At 34.7% G+C, this 21,665-nt stretch carries 21 protein-coding genes; 18 read left to right on the plus strand and 3 right to left on the minus strand.

Features of this window, described 5'->3' with window-relative positions; genetic code table 11:
* The first annotated feature begins 25 nt into the window (after positions 1-25).
* From H8S01_RS05950 to H8S01_RS06000, 11 genes are all read left to right on the plus strand, one after another.
* Positions 26-1,060 carry a D-alanine--D-alanine ligase family protein gene (locus H8S01_RS05950; RefSeq protein WP_021866160.1) on the plus strand — a complete coding sequence of 345 codons (1,035 nt, stop codon included), beginning with the start codon at positions 26-28 and terminating at the stop codon, positions 1,058-1,060.
* A 22-nt stretch (positions 1,061-1,082) separates the two neighbouring features.
* Positions 1,083-2,471 (plus strand): UDP-N-acetylmuramoyl-tripeptide--D-alanyl-D-alanine ligase, encoded by a 1,389-nt coding sequence (locus H8S01_RS05955; RefSeq protein WP_186836527.1) that lies wholly within the window; start codon positions 1,083-1,085, stop codon positions 2,469-2,471.
* A gap of 59 nt (positions 2,472-2,530) precedes the next feature.
* Complete coding sequence (locus H8S01_RS05960) at positions 2,531-2,863, plus strand: DUF5640 domain-containing protein (protein WP_186836528.1); 333 nt, start codon at positions 2,531-2,533, stop codon at positions 2,861-2,863.
* A 54-nt stretch (positions 2,864-2,917) separates the two neighbouring features.
* Positions 2,918-3,091, plus strand: a complete 174-nt coding sequence (locus H8S01_RS05965) for a hypothetical protein (RefSeq protein ID WP_186836529.1) — start codon at positions 2,918-2,920, stop codon at positions 3,089-3,091.
* A 96-nt stretch (positions 3,092-3,187) separates the two neighbouring features.
* On the plus strand, positions 3,188-3,367 hold the full coding sequence (locus tag H8S01_RS05970; protein WP_021866165.1) for a hypothetical protein: 180 nt from the start codon (positions 3,188-3,190) through the stop codon (positions 3,365-3,367).
* Positions 3,364-4,389 (plus strand): ATPase, T2SS/T4P/T4SS family, encoded by a 1,026-nt coding sequence (locus H8S01_RS05975; protein ID WP_021866166.1) that lies wholly within the window; start codon positions 3,364-3,366, stop codon positions 4,387-4,389. Before H8S01_RS05970 ends, H8S01_RS05975 begins: the two co-directional genes overlap by 4 nt.
* A gap of 42 nt (positions 4,390-4,431) precedes the next feature.
* A complete protein-coding gene (locus H8S01_RS05980) occupies positions 4,432-5,907 on the plus strand; it encodes a hypothetical protein (protein WP_186836530.1) in 1,476 nt (491 codons plus the stop codon).
* Positions 5,908-6,071: 164 nt separating this feature from the next.
* Positions 6,072-6,212 (plus strand): hypothetical protein, encoded by a 141-nt coding sequence (locus H8S01_RS05985; RefSeq protein ID WP_186836531.1) that lies wholly within the window; start codon positions 6,072-6,074, stop codon positions 6,210-6,212.
* Positions 6,213-6,248: 36 nt separating this feature from the next.
* Positions 6,249-6,611, plus strand: a complete 363-nt coding sequence (locus tag H8S01_RS05990; RefSeq protein ID WP_186836532.1) for a hypothetical protein — start codon at positions 6,249-6,251, stop codon at positions 6,609-6,611.
* A 13-nt stretch (positions 6,612-6,624) separates the two neighbouring features.
* A complete protein-coding gene (locus H8S01_RS05995) occupies positions 6,625-7,017 on the plus strand; it encodes a hypothetical protein (RefSeq protein WP_186836533.1) in 393 nt (130 codons plus the stop codon).
* 59 nt (positions 7,018-7,076) lie between these two features.
* Entirely contained in the window at positions 7,077-9,149 is a 2,073-nt protein-coding gene (locus H8S01_RS06000) for a hypothetical protein (protein ID WP_186836534.1), read from the plus strand.
* 38 nt (positions 9,150-9,187) lie between these two features.
* Here the strand turns inward: H8S01_RS06000 and H8S01_RS06005 are convergent, their stop codons facing one another.
* Complete coding sequence (locus H8S01_RS06005) at positions 9,188-10,441, minus strand: HlyC/CorC family transporter (protein ID WP_021866955.1); 1,254 nt, start codon at positions 10,439-10,441, stop codon at positions 9,188-9,190.
* Positions 10,442-10,594: 153 nt separating this feature from the next.
* Here H8S01_RS06005 and H8S01_RS06010 point away from each other — a divergent pair, with 153 nt between their 5' ends.
* From H8S01_RS06010 to H8S01_RS06035, 6 genes are all read left to right on the plus strand, one after another.
* Positions 10,595-10,954 (plus strand): TIGR04086 family membrane protein, encoded by a 360-nt coding sequence (locus H8S01_RS06010; protein WP_186836535.1) that lies wholly within the window; start codon positions 10,595-10,597, stop codon positions 10,952-10,954.
* Positions 10,955-11,135: 181 nt separating this feature from the next.
* Complete coding sequence (locus H8S01_RS06015; RefSeq protein WP_186836536.1) at positions 11,136-12,143, plus strand: deoxyguanosinetriphosphate triphosphohydrolase; 1,008 nt, start codon at positions 11,136-11,138, stop codon at positions 12,141-12,143.
* A gap of 32 nt (positions 12,144-12,175) precedes the next feature.
* Positions 12,176-13,933 (plus strand): DNA primase, encoded by a 1,758-nt coding sequence (gene dnaG, locus H8S01_RS06020; protein WP_021866958.1) that lies wholly within the window; start codon positions 12,176-12,178, stop codon positions 13,931-13,933.
* 31 nt (positions 13,934-13,964) lie between these two features.
* Entirely contained in the window at positions 13,965-15,221 is a 1,257-nt protein-coding gene (gene rpoD / locus H8S01_RS06025) for an RNA polymerase sigma factor RpoD (protein ID WP_021866959.1), read from the plus strand.
* 21 nt (positions 15,222-15,242) lie between these two features.
* A complete protein-coding gene (locus tag H8S01_RS06030) occupies positions 15,243-15,968 on the plus strand; it encodes a class I SAM-dependent methyltransferase (protein ID WP_186836537.1) in 726 nt (241 codons plus the stop codon).
* Positions 15,969-15,997: 29 nt separating this feature from the next.
* Complete coding sequence (locus tag H8S01_RS06035; protein ID WP_186836538.1) at positions 15,998-17,611, plus strand: nucleoside kinase; 1,614 nt, start codon at positions 15,998-16,000, stop codon at positions 17,609-17,611.
* Positions 17,612-17,628: 17 nt separating this feature from the next.
* Here the strand turns inward: H8S01_RS06035 and H8S01_RS06040 are convergent, their stop codons facing one another.
* Complete coding sequence (locus tag H8S01_RS06040) at positions 17,629-18,501, minus strand: prephenate dehydrogenase (protein ID WP_186836539.1); 873 nt, start codon at positions 18,499-18,501, stop codon at positions 17,629-17,631.
* 399 nt (positions 18,502-18,900) lie between these two features.
* Between H8S01_RS06040 and leuS the strand changes: the two genes are divergently transcribed.
* Positions 18,901-21,318 (plus strand): leucine--tRNA ligase, encoded by a 2,418-nt coding sequence (leuS, locus tag H8S01_RS06045; protein ID WP_186836540.1) that lies wholly within the window; start codon positions 18,901-18,903, stop codon positions 21,316-21,318.
* Between the two features lie 59 nt (positions 21,319-21,377).
* Here leuS and H8S01_RS06050 read toward each other — a convergent pair whose 3' ends face one another.
* Complete coding sequence (locus H8S01_RS06050; RefSeq protein WP_021866964.1) at positions 21,378-21,614, minus strand: hypothetical protein; 237 nt, start codon at positions 21,612-21,614, stop codon at positions 21,378-21,380.
* Between the last annotated feature and the right edge of the window lie 51 nt (positions 21,615-21,665).

Below are 21,665 nucleotides of genomic sequence, written 5' to 3' on the forward strand. Positions count from 1 at the left end.
GTTTTGACAGGAAAGGAAAATGGGTATGAATATAGCAGTAATAGCAGGCGGTACAAGCACTGAAAGAGATGTTTCGCTTTCATCAGGTAAACTTATATGTGCATCACTTAGAAGAAATGGTCATAATGCCAATATGATTGATGTTTTTCTTGGAAGTGATAAATATGATAATGTACAGGATTTCTTTAATGATAAGAATGATTTAGAGGAGCTTGCTTCAGAGCTTGGAAAGATGAGCCCGAAGATTAAAGAGATTGAGACTGAAAGAAAAGAAAAATCTGAAGGCTTCTTCGGACCTATGGTTCTTGATGTATGTAAGGCTGCGGATATTGTATATATAGGACTTCATGGTTCTAATGGTGAAGATGGTAAAATTCAGGCAGCATTTGATTTATTTGGAATAAAATATACAGGAACAGACTATCTAAGCAGTGCTATTTCAATGGATAAACATCTTACAAAGAAAATGCTTGCAACTGAAGGGGTACCTGTTCCTAAGGGAATAACATTAAAAAAAGGCCATAAGCTTGAATATGTACCATTTCCATGTGTTGTAAAGCCATGCTGCGGCGGTTCAAGTGTCGGTGTATCAATTGCAAAAAATGAAGCTGAATTCAAAGAAGCAGTGGATTTGGCATTTTCGCTTGAAGATGAAATAATTGTTGAAGAATATGTTAAAGGAAGAGAATTTTCTGTAGCTGTAATTGACGGAAAAGCACTTCCTGTAATTGAGATAGAGCCATTGAATGGTTTCTATGATTATAAGAATAAATATAGTGCCGGTGCTACAAAGGAGACATGTCCTGCCAAAGTTGATGAAGAGACTTCACAGAGAATGCAAAGATGGGCAGAAAAGGCATGTGAGGCGGCAGGAATAAAGGCATTTGCGAGAGTAGATGAACTTATGAATGAAGATGGACAGATATTCTGCCTTGAAATCAACACACTTCCGGGAATGACAGCAACAAGCCTTGTTCCCCAGGAAGCACAGGTAGTTGGAATTTCATATGATGAACTTACACAGAAACTTGTTGAGTTGTCATTAGCTAAATATGAATAATTATTAACTGATTGGAGTCAATATGAAGGGAATGACAATTAGAGCCATGACACAGGCTTGTCATGGCATATATCATGGTGATGAAGGTGCAGTTGATATTGAAATATCAGCGATAACAACTGACAGCCGTAAGATTCAGAAAAATGGAATGTTTATTGCAATATGCGGTGAGAAAAGCGACGGACATGATTATATAGGAAAATGTTTTGATGACGGTGCATTGTGCTGTATTTCAGAGCATGAACTTCCTGGAGAAAGCAGACCATATATACAGGTTGAATCATCACTTACAGCATTAAAGCAGCTTGCAGCTTATTACAGACAGCAGCTTGATATTAAAGTTGTCGGAATCACAGGAAGTGTCGGAAAAACAAGTACAAAAGAAACAATCGCATCTGTTCTTGCACAGAAATATAAAGTGAAGAAAACACAAGGGAATTTTAATAATGAAATAGGTCTTCCGCTTACTGTTTTTACGCTTGAGGAAAGTGATGAAATTGCAGTGCTTGAGATGGGAATAAGTGATTTTGGTGAGATGACAAGGCTGACAGCAATTGCGTGTCCGGATGTATGTGTGATTACAAATATCGGATGGTGCCACCTTGAAAATCTTAAAACAAGAGACGGAATTCTTAAAGCCAAGACTGAAATATTTAAGTCTATGAATCCTGATGGAACAGTTATTCTTAATGGTGATGATGATAAGCTTATTACAATTAAGGATGTTTATGATAAAAAGCCTGTATTTTTCGGAATTGAAAATAAATGTGGAATATATGCAGGAAATATTGTAAATAATGGTCTGGAAGGCATGACAGCACGTATATGCAATGTTAATACAGCAGATAATATAAGAAATTTCAATGTGCATATTCCGGTTGCAGGAATTCATATGGTATATAATTCAATGGCAGCTGCGGCAGTCGGTGCTGTATTCGGACTTACATCAAAAGAGATTGCGGACGGAATTGCCAATATGGAGACTCTTGCCGGCAGAAATCATATTATAAGGACTGACAGTCTTCTTATTCTGGATGATTGTTATAATGCGAATCCTGTTTCAATGAAATCATCAATAGATGTGCTTGCATCGTCTAAAGGCCGCAAAGTAGCAATTCTTGGTGACATGTTTGAACTTGGAGAAAATGAAAAACAGCTTCATTATGGAGTTGGAGAATATTTTAAAGATAAAAATATAGACGTGCTTATTACAGTTGGTGAGCTTTCTAAAAATATTGCAGCAGGCGTAAGAACTGTTTCTGTCTGTGATGTTCATTCGTATGATACGAAAGATGAGCTTGAAAAAGATTTTTCAAAATTATTAAAAAAAGGTGACAATATATTGGTCAAAGCATCACATGGAATGCAGTTTACTAAAATTGTTGACTTCCTTGAAAAGCTTGAATTGTAGAGAAGAAGAGTTTTTATTTACTTCAGAGAACACATTTTACTTAAAAAGGAGAAATCTGTATGAAAAAAATTTCGTTGACGATATTGGCACTTGTAGCAGTGATTATGCTTGCATCATGTGGCAAAGCAAAGAAAGTTTCCATAGCTGGAAGCTGGGGTGCTGACAGTGGAAGTGAGACAGTATATCTTTTTAATGAAGACGGAACTGGTAAAATTTCAATTGGAACAACAGTTTCAAAGTCGTTCACATATGAAACGAACGACAACACATTAAAGATTGTAACTGAAATACTTGGACAGAAGGATGAACAGGAATATACATATAGTATAGACGGTGATGTCCTTACTATGACGAGAAATAATGAATCGGTAACATATACAAAACAGAAATAAAGATTATTAATCCCCCATCGGCTGATAAGAGGCTGATGGGGGTTTTTAAAAAATATGTCAGAGATTACATATGTAATTTCAGAAGTTATGAAGTGTGATTTTTCTTTTGCAGAAATAAAGACACTTCCGGGAAAAATTAAATACGGAAAACAATATGAGGAATATCATATTGATTTTGAAAAGTTAAGACAGATGGTTATGGATACATTTTATGAAAAAATAAAATAATATATAAAAAATATAAAAAACACTTTACAAATAAAATATAATATGCTACTATACTAAATGTAAATAAAAGCTTTTGATTTAAAGGAGGAAAATAATATGAATGATATTATTGAACATTATGGTAAAGTAGTTGTGGCACTTGCAGGCGTTCTTGCCGCTGTCCTTTTAACTGTTGCGGTTGTTGGCATAGTTAATACGAAGACAACGACAGCGGTCGAAAACATTTCTTATGAAAAGCAGATAACAGATGCTATAGAGGGGGCTGGGAATGATTGAGAGATTCGCATGTAGAAGAATTTATTGCAAGTCACAGAAGTGAATTGTTTAGCGAGCTCAAGGAAGAGATTGCTGATGACAGAATAACAGATATAGAATGGGATGGATATAATCTATGGATTACACATCTTGATAATGGAAGTTATTTATCCAAGAAGAAGCTTACAGCTGCTTTTGTTGATAATTTATCTATTCGTCTTGCCAACATTATGATGGTTTCTTTTAACAGGTCAGTACCTGTTCTTGAAGCAAATACTGAAGATTTAAGAATTTCTATCTGGCATGAGTCCAGATGCGGAAAGAAAAGTATTGCAATTAGAAAAATTCCAATATACATAAGATTTAACCACAAATCGCTTCTTGACAGCGGTTATGCACCAGAGACATTAATAAACCTGCTTGAAAACTGTACAAAAGCACATATGAATTGTGTTATAGGCGGTCAGCCACATGCAGGAAAAACAGAATTGTTAAAATATATGTCAACTTTTATATCTTCATATGAAAAGGTAGGCGTATATGAAGATAACCAGGAGATACATTACAGAATGATAAATCCCGGGAAAAAATGTGTAGAGTTTTTTGTTGATGACAGGTTTACCTATTCACAGATTATAAAGGCAGGATTAAGACACAACATTGACTGGATGCTTTTATCAGAATCAAGAGGAACAGAGGTTCTTGATTTGCTTAATTCACTGTCAACAGGTGCAAGCTGCATGACGACTATGCATCTTGACAATGTACGTGGACTGCCGGACCGAATGTATAACATGCTTGGAGAGAGCAGTGTAACCGACAGGTTTATTAATAGTATATATAAGTATATTGATGTAGGCGTTCTTGTTACATGTGATAAGAATGAAAGAAGAAAAATACAGGAGCTTGCTTTCTTTGACAGAGAGGATGGAATTAACAAATGTACTGTTATATATGAAAATTGTGAGTTTACATCCAATGATATTCCTAAGGAAATAATGAAAAGATTTAAAAATTATGGAATTGACAATCCATATGCGTAAGCACATGAAAATAACAATACAATAAAGGAAATGGGGTATGTTATGCAGTATGGAATAAAAAAAGCTTATAAAAATATTGGAAATATTAAGAATATGGCATATGAGAGTAAAACATCATATTCATTCTGGAAAATAACAGGAATTGCAGCTGCGGCATTTTTTGTATTAGGCTGTATATGTGTTTTTTATAAGATGAATATAATATGCTTTGCAATTTCTGAAATTGCAGTGATTATATTTATGCCTGCAATTATATTTTATTATTATTTGCAAAAGCAGGAAGATAAAAGATTTAATGATGTGGATGTTTATATACATCAGATGGCATATTCATTTCAAAGAAATCCAAAAGTGAATGTGGCTTTAGAAGATACATCACAGATACTTACGGGAAAGGCAAAAAAGACTGTGATAAAGTCAATAAAGAGGCTTGAAACGGAAACATCATCAGAAGTATATAATTATGCATTAAAAATTATAGAAGATGAGTATAACTGCCCCAAAATAAAAACATTACATAAGCTTATAGTTGATATTGAGCAAAGAGGCGGAAAATATTATCGTTCACTTGAAATTCTTCTGGATGATTTTAACTGCTGGGTTAAAAGAGTTTACAAATATCAGGATGACATAAAACAGATAAAAAGAAATTCATTTATTGGAATTATATTAAGTTTTGTACTCGCTTCTGTATCAGTGATAATAAGCCGTATTCTTGAAGGTACAGCAGGAATAGATATAAGTATAACTAATACTTTATTATATCAGGTTGTTTCACTTATATTTATATTATTAAATATAATCTATTTTGTGTTTGTAAATGTATCATATGGGAGAGAATGGCTTAATACGGACAGAACGGAGAAGAAAATATTAAAAGATATGAGAATTATATCTGATTCTGATAACAAAAGCATAAAAATATTTTCATTTATTACGTTTGGAATAATGTTAGCAGCAGCGTTTGTTTTTCTGTTTGCTAAAAATGTTCCGACGGCAGTAATAGTTGGGCTGGCAGGAATTTATATGCTTTTTGTGCCGGTGATTAACCGTAAGAAGGCTTTAGCAAGAATCCAGAATGATGTCTATATATCATTTTCAGAGTGGTTGAGGGATATTGTGATTCATCTGCAGGACGAGCCTCTTCAGGCAGCGGTAAGGGAAACATATAAGGATTGTCCTGTTGTGATGAAAGAATCTCTGGGAAGATTTATATATGAACTGGAAGAAACGCCATCATCAGTAAAACCATACTATGAATTTATGAGTGAATTTGGAATACTTGATATATCATCAACAGTGCGAATGCTTTATTCAGTGTCCGAGCTTGATGTTGACGAGGCAGATGAGATGATGAATACAATTATAAAAAGAAATTATGAAATAGTAGACAAATATGAAGAAAATAAAAATCAGAATAATTTAAGTGCATTAAGGTTTGCGGAATATATACCAATGATATTTGTTTCATTAAAAATAGCAGCTGATATGCTTATGGTTATTACTGGATATTTATAAAAAAGGAGTGTCAGAGGTGACACTACCGAAGAAACGCAGGGAGCAGGTATATGGATGGATTGATAGAAGAGTATGGTAATATTTTAATTTCGTTATTATTTTCGGGGATTATTATAGGAGTATTTTTAAAAATTCTTATTAAAGTAATGATTTAGGGAGTGTTTATGAAAGATATTATAGAAGTATATTCAGATGCAATAATATCTGTAATATGTGCTGTAGCAGTTATTACACTGTTTGTAAATATAATGACAGAATACAAGGATATTATCCTGGCGTTTTTAAATCAGATTATATACAGATAGTTATTGACATTAGTATGTAATATCAGAGGAGAGAATATGAAAAACATTATAGAAACATCATGTTATCTGCTGATTATGACAATTATATGTTATATATCATTAGAATTTATAATAATGAATACTGAGATTGCAGATGTGGGAAAGATGCAGCAATATGTTTCACATTATATAGAGATATATGGAAAGACACAGAAAAATAATGATGAACTTGATTCTGCAGTTTTTGATACCATATATAATGCTGCGAAAGACAGGGGAATGTCGGTGACATGCCAATATGAAACACAGACAGAAAATTATAAGTATTACAGAGTAAGCGTATCAAAAAATATAGGTATAAAACTTATGTCATTAAACAGGTTATATACATCAGAATGTCTTGTAAAATGTAAAGCTTAGAAAGGAAATTTGTATGAGGGTTATAATTGGGGGAAGTTCGCTTGCAGTTTTATTGGCACTTATTATTGTTATACATACGTCCGTTATAAATAAATCTGTAAGAGAGGATGAGATTAATCGTGGATTGGAAAATGCTACAGATTATGCAATAGATGTATGTTCATCTTATTATAGATATATTCAGGCCGATGATAATGATGATACATATATTACACAGCTGATGGAATTTTTTTGCATGACATTGAATAGTGCAGTTAAAACAGAAGGTGATATAACAGTGTCATTGGCAGAAGCAGACGTGGATGATGGACGTTTCGATTTTCTTGTAAAGCAGGAATATACATATTCATTTGGACAAAAGAAAGGAATATGTGTATGTCAGAGAGCAGTTTTATTAAAAAAATAATGGGGTGATGTTTATTGAAGAAACACAGTAAAATAATAATATTTATGTTGATGTCAGTTATGTTAATATCAATTATGTTTGTTAATATGACATCAGCTGCACAGATTAAGGATATCAAAGGAACCAGGGTTGAAAGACAATATTCTAATCATTATTCAGCACAGTTTAATGAATTATGGGATTCGTTTGGCAGAAGTGAAATTTCTATATATGATATTAATTACAATATAAATGATACATATAATCCAACTACATTTAATGATACTAATGGAAGAGACAGTGCAGGATATGAGATTTTATTAAAAGTTGATGGGAAAGAAGTGTGGCTTGGAAACAGCCATTATAAAAATAACGAAAAATATGACAGTATATATTATGGCTATTCAGGGATTGAACTGGATAACATCTGGTTTAATGATAATTATGAAGATGCAGCCGGAAACAAATTTACCCAGGTAAATATTGTACTGAAAAATACTAATCAGATTTCCAAGGTATTCAGTCTTGCTACGACAAGTGATATTGAAGTCGGGCATGATGATAATGCATTCTGCCGGTTTATAGGAAATGGATTTACAATGTCTAACATGTATGCAGATAATTCGGATGCACAGGGAGGAAATATTCCGTCAGTAGCATTAAATGTGTATACTAATGGAATTGCCGGTGTTACGGATGCTGACTGTGTTTATATTGGCGAATGGAAAAAAAGAAAGCAAAATGCGTGGTGTAATAATGTATTAGGAAGTTTTAATGTTATAAATAATACAAGGCATGGTGCGATGATGGGCAGTAGTGGATGTATTGATGTCGGAATGTCTATAGCATGGAAAAACAGAAGAATAAATCCGGGTGAGAGTATAACATTTTCGTATATTCTGGGTGTTAATATGTTTGATTCACAATATGAACAGCTTAATGAATATTATATGCAGAACGGAATCGACGATATGGGAGAAGCTGTTTATAAGCTGATTGCAACAGATAAAGAAAAAGTATCATATGGAAAAGAGTATTATATAGATGTAAAGAAGTATATAAAAGATAATTATTATTATGAAAAAACAGATTGTGCCGGAAGAACGATAATGACAGATAATCCGTCATATATAGTTGTGGGAAAGACGGTTAACAAAATATATTATAGGACGGATGCTTATAATAAATATAAGATTATATATGATGTAAATTATAATGGAGGGCATTGGCAGGATGGAGCAAATGTATCTTATACAAAATATGAATTAGTAAATAATCCTATTGACTTATCATTGAAAGCATATAAGGATGGATGGGATTTTAATGGATGGAGCACAAAAAATAACAGCAGAAAGATGATTGAAAAATTATTTGTTGAACGTGAGGATATGCATTTATATGCATTATTCAGAAAAAATATAAGTGCCGGGTTTATTGATGCAAATGGAAGAAGAAATATAGATGTGAGTATATACAATAATGAAAAATATTGTGATATTGAAGCTCCTGGAATACGTGAATTTAAAGACTGGGAAAATGTAGAAAATATTATTCCGTCTGGTTGGACAACATGTACCAATATAGATAAAGCAGAAGGAAGAATTGCAAAGATAGCTGCACATGATAATATACAGGTGTATGATGATATTTTTTATTATGCAGTATATGAAGCAAAAGCAAGGGTGACATTTGAATTGAATGGTGGCAGAGCATGCGATTCAACCAAAGAATTGTTATGTACGGTTTATCGTAATTCATTTGATTTAAACAAAACAAGAGGGGAAATTATTACATTGCCGGATTGTACGAGAAGTCCTCAGATGGAAAAAGGCGGAAATTATTGTTTTTTTGAACTTGAAGGATGGAGAATAGGAGATAAATTATTTAATCCCGGTGACAGGATTGATATATCAGAAAATACAATTATATCGGCTGTATGGAAATATGCAGATGTAGAGCCGGCTGAAATGGAAATAATAAAAATAGCTTCAAGCTTTCATGGGTGTTCAATGGTAAAAAGAACTTTTGGGGACGATAAGTGGTACAAGAAGAGTGGAAAGCTTGAGGTTAAAGAACTTAAAGATTATATGCCCGATGAATGTATACAGGTATGGAAAATTAACAGCAGTGGTGACAGCTTGAGAATAAAATGAGAAGAAGCCCATATAGCGGGCTTCTTCTTAAAAAAATTTTATGATTGTTTTATTTTCATGATAATTGATACAATTCTAGCCTTTGTTGCATGTTCAATAATAAACTCAATATTACCGGTTTTTAAACGATCACCACGTTTAGGAAAGCGGTCGAGCTGTTCAATGATGTAGCCGCCAATTGAATCATTTTCATCGGAATGAAGATTAGTTCCAATTGCGTCATTTATGTCATCAAGTTTGTATGAAGCTGATACACGATAAACATTATCTGCAAGTTTAACAAAAGGTTCAGTCTCGTCTTTGTCATATTCGTCGCGGATTTCACCGACTATTTCTTCAAGTAAATCTTCGGTTGTTATCATGCCGGCAGCACTGCCGTATTCGTCAAGTACTATTGCAATGCTATGTGAGCCACGTTGCATTTCTTTAAATAATTCAGAGACATTTTTATGTTCATATGTAAAAAAAGGCTCACGCATAATATTTTTTATGCAGAATGTTTCTTCTGACTGTGAAAGTATAATATCTTTGATGTTTAATATTCCGATTATGTTATCAGCACTTTCTTCATAAATAGGGAGTCTTGTATACTGTGTATCCCTGAATAATGAAATTATCTGATTATAGTCGGAATCAACAGCAGCGGTAGTCATGTCAATTCTTGGAATCATGACATCCTTTGCCTGTGTATCGCCAAAATCAAACAAGTTATTTATAATTTGCTTTTCGTCAGATTCAATAACGCCGTCTTCATGGCTTACTTCTACGAAAGTACGGAGTTCTTCTTCTGTTATAGCTTTTTTGTTATTGTTAGGATCAATTTTTAACAAACGAAGTACGCCGCCTGATAACTTATCAACAATAAAAATAATTGGTGTGAATAAGTACATAAGAAGATTGATAACAGGTGCATAAGCAAGTGCTATTTTGTCAGCATGAACCGTGGCAGCATTTTTTGGTGAAATTTCACCGAATATAAGTACAAGAATAGTCATTATACCTGTTGCAATACCTGTTGCATAATTTCCAAAAAGATGTATTACAAGTGTAGTAAGGATTGTTGATGCACTAAGATTGACAATGTTATTGCCAATAAGTATTGTACTTAGCATTTTGCTTGAGTTGTTTATAATTTTATCAACAATAGCTGCCCGTTTGTTACCTTTGCCAACAAGAGAACGAATCTTGATTTTGTTGACCGTCATGTAAGCAGTTTCAGCAGATGAGAAAAATGCTGACATAACAAGAAGAATAATAATTGCAATAATTTGTATGATACTGTCCGTATCCAAAAAATCACTCCTTTATAAAAATATATTTACTCTCAATTCTATAAAAAAAGATGATGGAAGTCAAGAATATATAAAAAAACATTTTTTTTACACATATAAGAAAAAATGGATTCATAAAATATGATACAGATAATAAATAAAATTGGAGGAAGTATGACAGTAAAAATATTAAACATGATAAAAACGATTGCAGTTATTTATGTTATAACGGCAATTATACTGCTAGGGTTATCATTTGGTTTATACAAATTTAATCTGAGTGAATGGCAGATAAAAGCGGGGATAATAATTACGTATATAATTTCGTCTGCAGTTGGTGGCTTTATGATTGGCTCGAGACAAAAAAACAAAAGACTTCTCTGGGGTGCATTAACAGGCTTTTTATATTTTATGATTCTTGCACTTATTTCGTTTATAGTAGGCAATGTAGATGAAATTAATATTTACGATATGATTAAAACAGCATTGATATGTGTGACTTCAGGATGTGCCGGCTCTTTCTTTTCTTCATAATAATGAATTGTAAAATATAAAATACATTGTATAAAATTTTACTGCAACGTAAAAAAATTAAAAAATAAAAAAGGAAATCGTTAGATGTTGTTGAATATATAAAAATATAGGCAATTTTATGGAGAAATGCCTGGTCAGGTATATACATACTGGTCTTGTTTAATGAAGGGAATGATAAAAAATGAACATCAGAGTTGAACAGGAAAGACGTGAGCATGAGTATTTGAGCAGATATGCAAGTTTTAGTGACGAATCACTTGGAAGAGACAGACCTGAAGAACAATGTGAAATGCGTACAATTTATCAGCGGGATAGAGACAGGATACTGCATTGTAAAGCATTCAGACGTTTAAAACATAAAACACAGGTTTTTCTTGCACCAACGGGTGACCATTACAGAACGCGGCTTACTCATACGCTTGAAGTTTCGCAGATAGCAAGAAGCATATCGAGAGCACTGCGGTTAAATGAAGATCTGACTGAAGCAATTGCACTGGGACATGATTTGGGGCATACGCCGTTCGGGCATGCAGGTGAAAGAACATTGAATGAAATATGTCCGCTTGGATTCAGTCATTATAAACAGAGTATACGTGTTGTAGAACTTCTCGAAAAAGATGGAAAGGGATTGAATCTTACAAAAGAGGTACGTGATGGGATAGTTAATCACAGGACATCGGGCAATCCATCAACATTAGAAGGAAAAGTTGTTCGTCTTTCAGATAAAATAGCATATATTAATCATGATATAGATGATGCAATACGTGCAAAGATATTCAGTGAGGATGATATACCTAAAATTTATACATCAATTCTTGGCAACAGCACCAAAACCAGACTTAATACAATGATTAATGATATTGTATTAAATAGTATGGACAAAAACGATATTGTAATGTCAGAGGAAATTGGAGATGCAATGCAAAGCCTCAGGCAGTTTATGTTTGGAAGCTTGTATCTGAATCCTACAGCGAAGAGTGAGGAAGTAAAAGCATATAAACTTATAACAGAATTGTATGAGTATTATATGAATAATATTGATGCATTACCTGATAATTACAAAATGTTTATTGAAAAAATGGACGAACCACTTGAACGTGTGGTCTGTGATTATATTGCAGGAATGAGTGATCAGTATTCGGTTGCCAAGTTTGAGGAAATATTTGTACCGGCATCATGGAAAGTATAGATGCAACGAGAATATGAAAGGTATAGATAGAAATGTATTCAAGTGATCTGATTGAGGAAGTTGTATCAAGAAATGATATAGTAGATGTCATTTCAGGATATATAAAATTAAAGAAAAATGGCAGTTCATATGTGGGATTGTGTCCTTTTCATAATGAAAAATCACCGTCATTTTCAGTTTCACAGAGCAGACAGTTGTACCATTGTTTTGGATGTGGAGTTGGTGGCAATGTAATAACATTTGTTATGGAATATGAAAATTTTACATTTCTTGAGGCAGTAAAATCACTTGCCGACAGGGTGGGCATGGAACTGCCTGAGATAAGTTATTCACAAAAAGAGCAGCAGGAGCGGGATTTAAAAACAAAACTGCTGGAAATAAATAAAATAGCGGCAACGTATTATTATCATCAGTTGAAATCCGAAAATGGACAAGTTGGATTGTCATATCTTAGAAAAAGAGGATTAACTGATGAGACAATAAACCGTTTCGGGCTGGGATATTCCGGACAGAACAGTAAAGCATTATACCGGTATCTGAAAGATAAAGGATATGATGATGATTTACTTAAAGAGAGCGGATTATTTACATATGAACGTGGTATAAATGACAAATTCTGGAACAGAGTCATGTTTCCGATAATGGATATCAATAATAAAGTTATCGGATTTGGTGGAAGAGTTATGGGGGATGCAAAACCTAAATATCTTAACTCTCCGGAAACAAAATTATTTGATAAAAGCCGTAATCTTTATGGATTAAATATTGCAAGAACGGCAAGAAAAAATAATCTGATAATATGTGAAGGATATATGGATGTAATATCTATGCATCAGGCTGGATTTAATCAGGCTGTAGCTTCGCTTGGAACCGCACTTACGCCGGGACAGGCCAGGCTGATGAAAAGATATACAGATCAGGTGTTAATAACATATGACAGTGATGAGGCAGGAACAAAGGCAGCGATGAGGGCAATTCCGATTCTTAAAGAGGCCGGACTGTCAACAAAGGTTATTAATATGCAGCCATATAAAGACCCTGATGAGTTTATAAAAGCTCTTGGGGCAGAGGCATTTCAGGAGCGGATTGATAATGCATCAAACAGTTTTATGTATGAAATTGGCGTTATTGAGAAAAAATATGACAGAAGTGACCCTGAAAGTTCAACTGAATTTGAACGTGAGGTAGCAAGAAAACTCACAGGCTTTTCACAGAAACTTGAGAGAGATAATTACCTTAATGCTGTATGCAGAAAGTTTAATATACAGATGGATGGAATGAGGGAACTTGTGGCAAGTTATGGAAACCAAAGCGGAATTCTTGAAAGAAAGGATGAAAGACCGAGAGTTTCCATGCAGCAGACAGCAAAAAAGAAGAGGGACAGCGGTGTGCGTCAGGCAGAAAAAATTCTGCTTACATGGATGATAGATGATGGAGAGATATTTAAAAAAGTTAAGGAATATATAGAACCATCAGATTTTATCGACCCACTTTTAAGGGATGTTGCAGACAAGCTATACTCACAGTTTGATGAGGGATATGTTAATCCGGCGTCTATTATAAATACATACGCGACAGATGAAGAGCATAATGAAGTTGCAGCATTATTCAGTGCAGATTTAAATGATGATTTGAATAAAAATGAACGGGAAAAAGCATTGAATGACACTGTAATAAAAGTGAAATCAAACAGTCTTGAGCATGCACTTAACAATACATCTGACGGGCATCAGATGCAGGAACTTCTGATGCAACAGATGAAGCTGAAAAATATTTATATTCATATTTAGATAAAAAGAAATGGAAGGAAGGACCATATTCATGGCAAAGAAAAAGGAAAACGTAACAGAAGAAATCAAGGTACAGGAGAGTACGGTAAAAGCACCAGTAAAAAAAGCTGCTGCTAAAAAGGTAAAAGAAAGCGAAGCAAAAACACAGAGCGAGGCTGATATTGAAAATGAAGAAGCTTTAAAAGCACAGGAACTTGCAGAAAAATTTGATGAGAAGTGCAACGGGCTTCTTGCAATAGCAAAGAAAAAGAAAAATGTTCTTGATTATCAGGAAATTATGAACTATTTCCTGGATACTGATTTTGAAGCAGATAAAATGGAAAAAGTTTTTGAGTTCCTTGAAAAAAATAATGTTGATGTAAAAATGTCTGAGGACGTTGAAGAAGATGACGACATTATTCTTGATGATGAAGATGAAATTAATATTGAAAAAATTGATTTGTCAGTACCTGATGGTGTGGGACTTGAAGACCCTGTAAGAATGTATCTTAAAGAGATTGGTAAAGTACCGCTTCTTTCAGCAGAAGAAGAAATAGAATATGCTAAAAGGATGGAACAGGGAGATGAAGAGGCTAAGAAGCGACTTGCAGAGGCAAACCTTCGTCTTGTTGTAAGTATTGCAAAAAGATATGTGGGAAGAGGAATGTTGTTCCTTGATCTTATCCAGGAAGGAAATCTTGGTCTTATCAAGGCTGTTGAGAAGTTTGATTACAGAAAAGGATATAAATTCAGTACCTATGCAACATGGTGGATAAGACAGGCTATTACAAGAGCAATAGCTGATCAGGCTAGAACAATTAGAATACCCGTTCATATGGTTGAGACAATTAACAAACTTGTAAGAGTTTCAAGACAGCTTCTTCAGGAATTGGGAAGAGAGCCATCTCCTGAAGAAATTGCTGAAGCTATGGATATTCCGGTAGAAAGAGTACGTGAGATTCAAAAAATATCACAGGAGCCGGTATCTCTTGAAACACCTATCGGCGAAGAGGAAGACAGTCACCTTGGCGATTTTATTCAGGATGACAATGTTCCTGTACCTGCCGAGGCAGCAGCTTCAACACTTCTTAAAGAGCAGCTTGTAGAAGTTCTTGGAACACTTACAGAGAGGGAACAGAAAGTTTTAAGATTAAGATTCGGCATGGATGATGGCAGAGCGAGAACACTTGAGGAAGTTGGTAAAGAATTCAATGTTACAAGAGAGCGTATACGTCAGATAGAAGCCAAGGCATTAAGAAAGTTAAGACATCCAAGCAGAAGCCGTAAACTCAAAGATTATCTTGACTAAATTATGGATGGATAATTGAACATGAATGAATTTAAACTTTCAAAAAGACTGGCGTGTGTTGCTGGTATTATTAATCCGGGAGGAGTGCTTGCTGATATAGGAACAGACCATGGCTACCTTCCTGTGCATGTTGCAAAAAATAACATCGCATCAAAGGTAATTGCAATGGATGTGAGAAAAAAACCGCTTGAAAAGGCAGCTGAAAATATTAAATTATATGGAGTTTCGCAGAAAGTGGAACTCCGCCTTTCAGACGGACTGTATAAACTGGCTGAAAATGAGGCTGATACAATTACAATATGTGGAATGGGTGGAAAGCTTATACAGTCAATTCTTGAAAATGGCAGCAGTAAAATATCAGAAAATACACAGCTTATATTATCACCGCAGTCAGAAATCCGAGAATTCAGAAAGTATCTTTCGGAGTCAGGATATGAAACAGTAAAAGAGTATATGATAAGCGAAGATGGACAGTTTTATGTTATTATTGACTGTAGACGCAATGGATATAAAAATGAACTTATTTGCACAGGTGAGACAGAAAAAGAAGTATATTACAGATACGGAGAAGAACTTTTAAAGGGAAAAAATAAAAGTTTAAGAGAATATCTGTTGAGAGAATTAAGAATTTCACAAGGTGTAAGAAATAAACTTGAAAATATTAATAATGATAAAATTGCCGGACGGTTAAAAGAACTCGATTTTGATTTAGAATGTATTAAGTATGCATTGGAGTTTTATAAATAAAATAATGTTATAAACTGGAGAGATGTATTATGGCAAAAACAGTATCAGAAATTGTAAAAGAGGCACAAAGGGATTATGATGGCAGAATAATTCTTGTGAAAGCAGATGGATTACTTCAGGAGATTTCAGATAAAGTTGTTGAAGATGAAAAGATAGAATTTGTTACGACACAGACATCGATTGGCAATGAGACGTACAGAAGAAGTGTTGTTCTGCTTATGCTTGATGCAATGAAGAAGATTCCTGAAGGGGAAAAAGTAGAAAAAGTAAGTATTGAATATTCAATAGGCAAAGGACTATATTGCAAATTATATGGTGATGTCAGACCTACACAGGAATTTCTTGATAAAGTAAAAGCGAAGATGAAAGAGCTTGTTGAACTCGATATGCCTATCAAGAAACGACTCATGAAGACAAGAGAAGCCATAGAACTCTTTAAAAAGCATGGGATGGAAGATAAAACAAAGCTTTTTAAATATCGCAGAGGTTCATATGTTAATGTTTATTCACTTGGAACATATGAAGATTATTATTATGGATATATGGCACCATCAACAGGTATTTTAAAGACATTTGATTTATTTGAATATGATGAAGGATTTGTACTTCAGCTTCCTGTTAAAGAAAAACCAGATGAAGTGCCACAATTCAATCCTCCGGCAAAACTTTTTAATGTATTAAAAGAGTCAACACAGTGGGCTGACATGCTGGACATCCACACTGTTGGTGCATTAAATGAGCATATTACCAATTCTGAAATGGGTTCGCTTATGCTTGTCTGTGAGGCTTTGCAGGAACAGAAAATATATGATATTGTCAAGATGATTCAGAAAAGACCCGGAACAAAGTTCATAATGATAGCCGGACCGTCATCATCGGGAAAAACAACATTTTCACACAGATTATCAATTCAGCTGATGGCTAACGGATATAAACCGCATCCTATAGCTGTTGACAATTATTTTGTTGAAAGAGAAAACACACCTGTTGACGAGAATGGTGATTATAATTTTGAAGATTTGCATGCTATAGATATAGAATTGTTTAACAAACATATGAATATGCTTCTTTCCGGTGAAAGGGTCGATATGCCTGTTTTCAATTTTAAAATTGGAAAGAAAGAATATGGAACACAGTTTTTACAGCTGGGCAAGGATGATATTTTAGTTATTGAAGGCATTCATTGTCTTAATGATGAACTTTCATATGCACTTCCGGTTGAAAGTAAATTTAAAATATACATAAGCGCACTTACACAGCTTAATGTTGATGAACATAACAGAGTTTCTACGACAGATGGAAGACTTATAAGAAGAATGGTAAGAGATCACAGAACAAGAGGTGCGTCTGCAAAGAGAACGCTTGAAATGTGGGATTCTGTAAGAAGGGGAGAAGAGAAAAATATATTCCCGTTCCAGGAGCAGGCAGATATTATGTTTAATTCATCTCTTGCATATGAGATATCGGTTTTAAAACCTTATGTTGAACCGCTGCTTTTTTCAATAAAAGAAGAAGCACCGGAGTATCAGGAAGCAAAAAGGCTTTTAAAATTCTTAGAGTATTTTCTTCCTTGTGGAACAGAATATATACCGGTTAATTCAATAATGAGGGAATTTGTTGGCGGAGGATGCTTCCGCGTTTGATCGTAAGCTGCGGCGGTTTAGAAAGATTTTCTATAACCGCCGGCTTCCTTAAATAAATTTTCAATGAATTCAGATGTTTCTTCCGGGGTGTCATTGCTGATATTATCCCTGATATTGTGCATTTCTTCGATGAATTTATCAAGAAATGTGCATATTGAATCTTTATTTGAGTTGCAAATCTGACTCCACATTTCCGGTGAAGATGCCGCAATTCTTGTTGTGTCGCGGAAACCACCGGCAGCAAGAAGATGCATGTGTTTTTCATCATCATCATTAGTTTTAACAGTTCTTGTCAGACCGGCTGCAATAAGATGAGGCACATGGCTTATTGCTGCTACAGTATAGTCATGTTCTTTGTAATCCATGATTACAGGAACTGCTTTCATATCTTTAATCAGCTGCACATATGATTCCAGACTTTCACTGGATGTATCTGCTGTTGGTGTTATCACATATTTTGAGTCTTTTAAAATATCAGCACTTGAATTGGCATATCCTGATAACTCAGAGCCAGCCATCGGATGACCACCTATAAAACAACTGTCTAATCCAAGTTCATGTGCGGCTTTGTGGATATTTCCTTTTACACTTCCAACATCAGTGATTATGCATCCCGGTTTTATAAAAGGTTTGAGTGCAGACATATATTTTGTAATTGTAATAACTGGTGTACACAGAAAAATGTAATCACATTTTGAAAAATTATCATCTGTACATGTGCATATATCGTCTATAACCTTATCGTTAAGAGCAGCAATAAGAGGTTCGCGGCTTCGGCTTTCAACTATAATATGATATTCGGGATGTGATGCTTTTATTGCTTTTGCAATAGAACCGCCAATAAGTCCGAAACCGATGAAGCCTATATTTAAAAAGTCACAGTTTGTCATTTTTTATCTCCATAAAATAATATATATATTGTCTGATTTGTTCATATAAAGATTCATAAACAAATATAATTCAATCTTTAAATAAAGCACAGATTGGAAGTATTTTAACACTTTAAAGTGGAAAATAAAAGCGTTTTGTTATAAAAAATTAAAAAACTGAAAAATATATGAAAAAACACAGCAGCACTAAAGGGCTATATTCTTGACAAATCATATGGTTATGCTAAAATATTCTCTAAATGTGGATTCACAATGATTCATTGAATAACAGGAGATTGTGGCTGATTGATAGACAGAGTATGTTTATTAAATATAATAATCAGCCTGCGGATTTTGTGCTGCGCCAGAATCCGAGCAGAAGCTGCTCCTAAAATACAAGACGCAGCGTGGAGGCTAGACATGGCTGCAGCTTATAATCATAAAGTTGTTGAAAAAAAGTGGCGTGGTAACTGGGAAGCACACCCTATTAATGTTAATGATGGCAAGAAGCCAAAATATTACTGTCTGGATATGTTCCCATATCCTTCTGGAAGCGGACTTCATGTAGGTCACTGGAGAGGATATGTTATCAGTGATGTATGGAGCAGATATAAGATGATGCATGGATATTATGTAATTCATCCAATGGGATGGGATGCATTTGGTCTTCCAGCAGAAAATTATGCGATAAAGAATGGTGTTCATCCAAGAATTTCTACAGCAAGCAATATTGCAAATATAAAGAGACAGATTCAAGATATTTCAGCAGTATATGACTGGGATATGGAAGTTAATACAACAGATCCGGAATTCTATAAGTGGACACAGTGGATATTTGTTAAGATGTTTAAGGCTGGACTTGCATATGAAAAAGAGATGCCTATCAACTGGTGCCCTTCATGTAAGACAGGTCTTGCAAATGAGGAAGTAGTAAATGGATGCTGTGAGAGATGTCATTCAGTTGTTACTAAGAAAGATTTGAAACAGTGGATGTTAAAGATTACAGCATATGCTGACAGACTTCTTGATGACCTTGACAAGCTGGACTGGCCTGAAAAGGTTAAGAAGATGCAGGGTGACTGGATTGGCCGTTCATATGGTGCAGAAGTGGATTTCAAAGTTGATGGAAAAGATGAGAGCATAACAGTATATACAACAAGACCTGATACACTTCACGGTGCTACATTTATGGTACTTGCTCCTGAACATAAGCTCGCAAAGAGCCTTGCAACAGATGAGACAAGAAAAGATGTTGAAGATTATATTTTTAAGGCATCAACACGTTCAAATATTGACCGTATGCAGGATAAAGAAAAGACAGGTGTATTTACAGGTTCTTATGCGATTAATCCACTTAATGGCAAGAAAGTACCAATCTGGCTTTCGGATTATGTACTTGCTGATTATGGTACAGGTGCAATTATGTGTGTTCCTGCACATGATGACAGAGATTTTGAATTTGCAAAGAAGTTTAACCTTCCTATTATTCAGGTAATTGCAAAAGATGGTAAAGAAATTGAAAATATGACGGAGGCTTATACAGAAGCAGCCGGTACAATGATTAATTCAGGTGACTGGAATGGAATGGAATCATCAGTTCTCAAAAAAGAAGCACCTGAGATGATTGAAAAGATGGGCTTTGGTAAAAAGAAAGTTAATTACAAACTTCGTGACTGGGTATTCTCAAGACAGAGATACTGGGGCGAACCAATTCCTATTATTCATTGTCCGGATTGTGGCTGCGTTCCTGTTCCTGAAGACCAGCTCCCGGTACTTCTTCCGGAAGTTGAGAAATATGAGCCGACAGGTACAGGTGAATCACCTCTTGCAGCTATTGATGAATGGGTAAATACAACATGCCCATGTTGTGGAAAACCTGCAAAGAGAGAGACAAATACAATGCCTCAGTGGGCAGGTTCATCATGGTATTTCCTCAGATACGTTGATAATAAGAATAAAGATGAACTTGTAAGCCGTGAAAAAGCAGATAAGTATCTTCCTGTTGATATGTATATCGGCGGTGTTGAGCATGCAGTGCTTCACCTTCTCTATTCAAGATTTTATACAAAATTCCTTCACGATATAGGAGTTGTAGATTTTGATGAGCCATTCACAAAGCTCTTTAATCAGGGAATGATTACAGGTAAGAATGGTATTAAGATGAGTAAGTCAATGGGAAATGTAGTATCTCCTGATGATCTTATTGAAGATTATGGATGCGATGCATTAAGAATGTATGAACTTTTTGTAGGACCACCTGAAATGGATGCAGAGTGGGATGACAGAGGTATAGATGGCGTTCGTCGTTTCCTTGGACGTTTCTGGAATCTTGTGACAGAAAATGCTGACAAGAATTTTGCGGAAACAGCAGAGACAGTTAAAATTCGTCATAAACTTGTATATGATATAACAACAAGACTTGAAAACTTCAACCTTAATACAGTTGTCAGCGGCTTTATGGAATATACTAACAAGCTTATTGATTTATCAAAGAAGCAGGGTGGTATTGATAAAACTACTCTTGAAACAGCTGTAACACTTCTTGCTCCGTTTGCACCTCATCTTGCAGAGGAACTCTGGGAACAGCTTGGACATAATACAAGCGTATTTGTAGGAAATCCATGGCCTTCATATGACGAGGAAGCTATGAAAGAGGATGAAATCGAAATAGCTGTACAGATTAATGGTAAAGTTAAAGGCAAGATTACAATTCCTGCTGATGCAGACAAAGATGCAGCAATTGCTGCTGCAAAGGCTGCACTTGAAGATAAGTATCCTGAGAATATTGTAAAAGAGATTTATGTTCCGGGCAGAATTGTAAATATTGTTGCTAAATAATTTTTAAACATAAAAGAAATGGCACAGGTAATTAAGATGTTATCTGTGCCATTTCTTAATTATTTACCTATAAGAGCAAGAATCTGAGGAAGCATTTGGCGTTCCTGTTCTGTGAGTTCGTCTTTTACCTGTTCTATTATAAGAAGAGTATCTTCTTTTGTAAAATTAATGCCTGCCTGTTTTGCTTTTGTACTTAAAGCAAGAAGGAGCGGGAGTATTTCTTCTTTTGATTTTCCTTTTGACATCGTTTTGAATTCATTGATTATAAGCTGTTTTCTGAAATCCAGATCTTTCATAATACCACCATGAATATGTATCGATTAATAATATGTTAAAAAGCCTGACAA

The organism is Lachnospira hominis (ex Liu et al. 2021), from assembly GCF_014287955.1.
In the GTDB taxonomy this organism is placed as follows: Bacteria; Bacillota; Clostridia; order Lachnospirales; family Lachnospiraceae; genus Lachnospira; species Lachnospira hominis.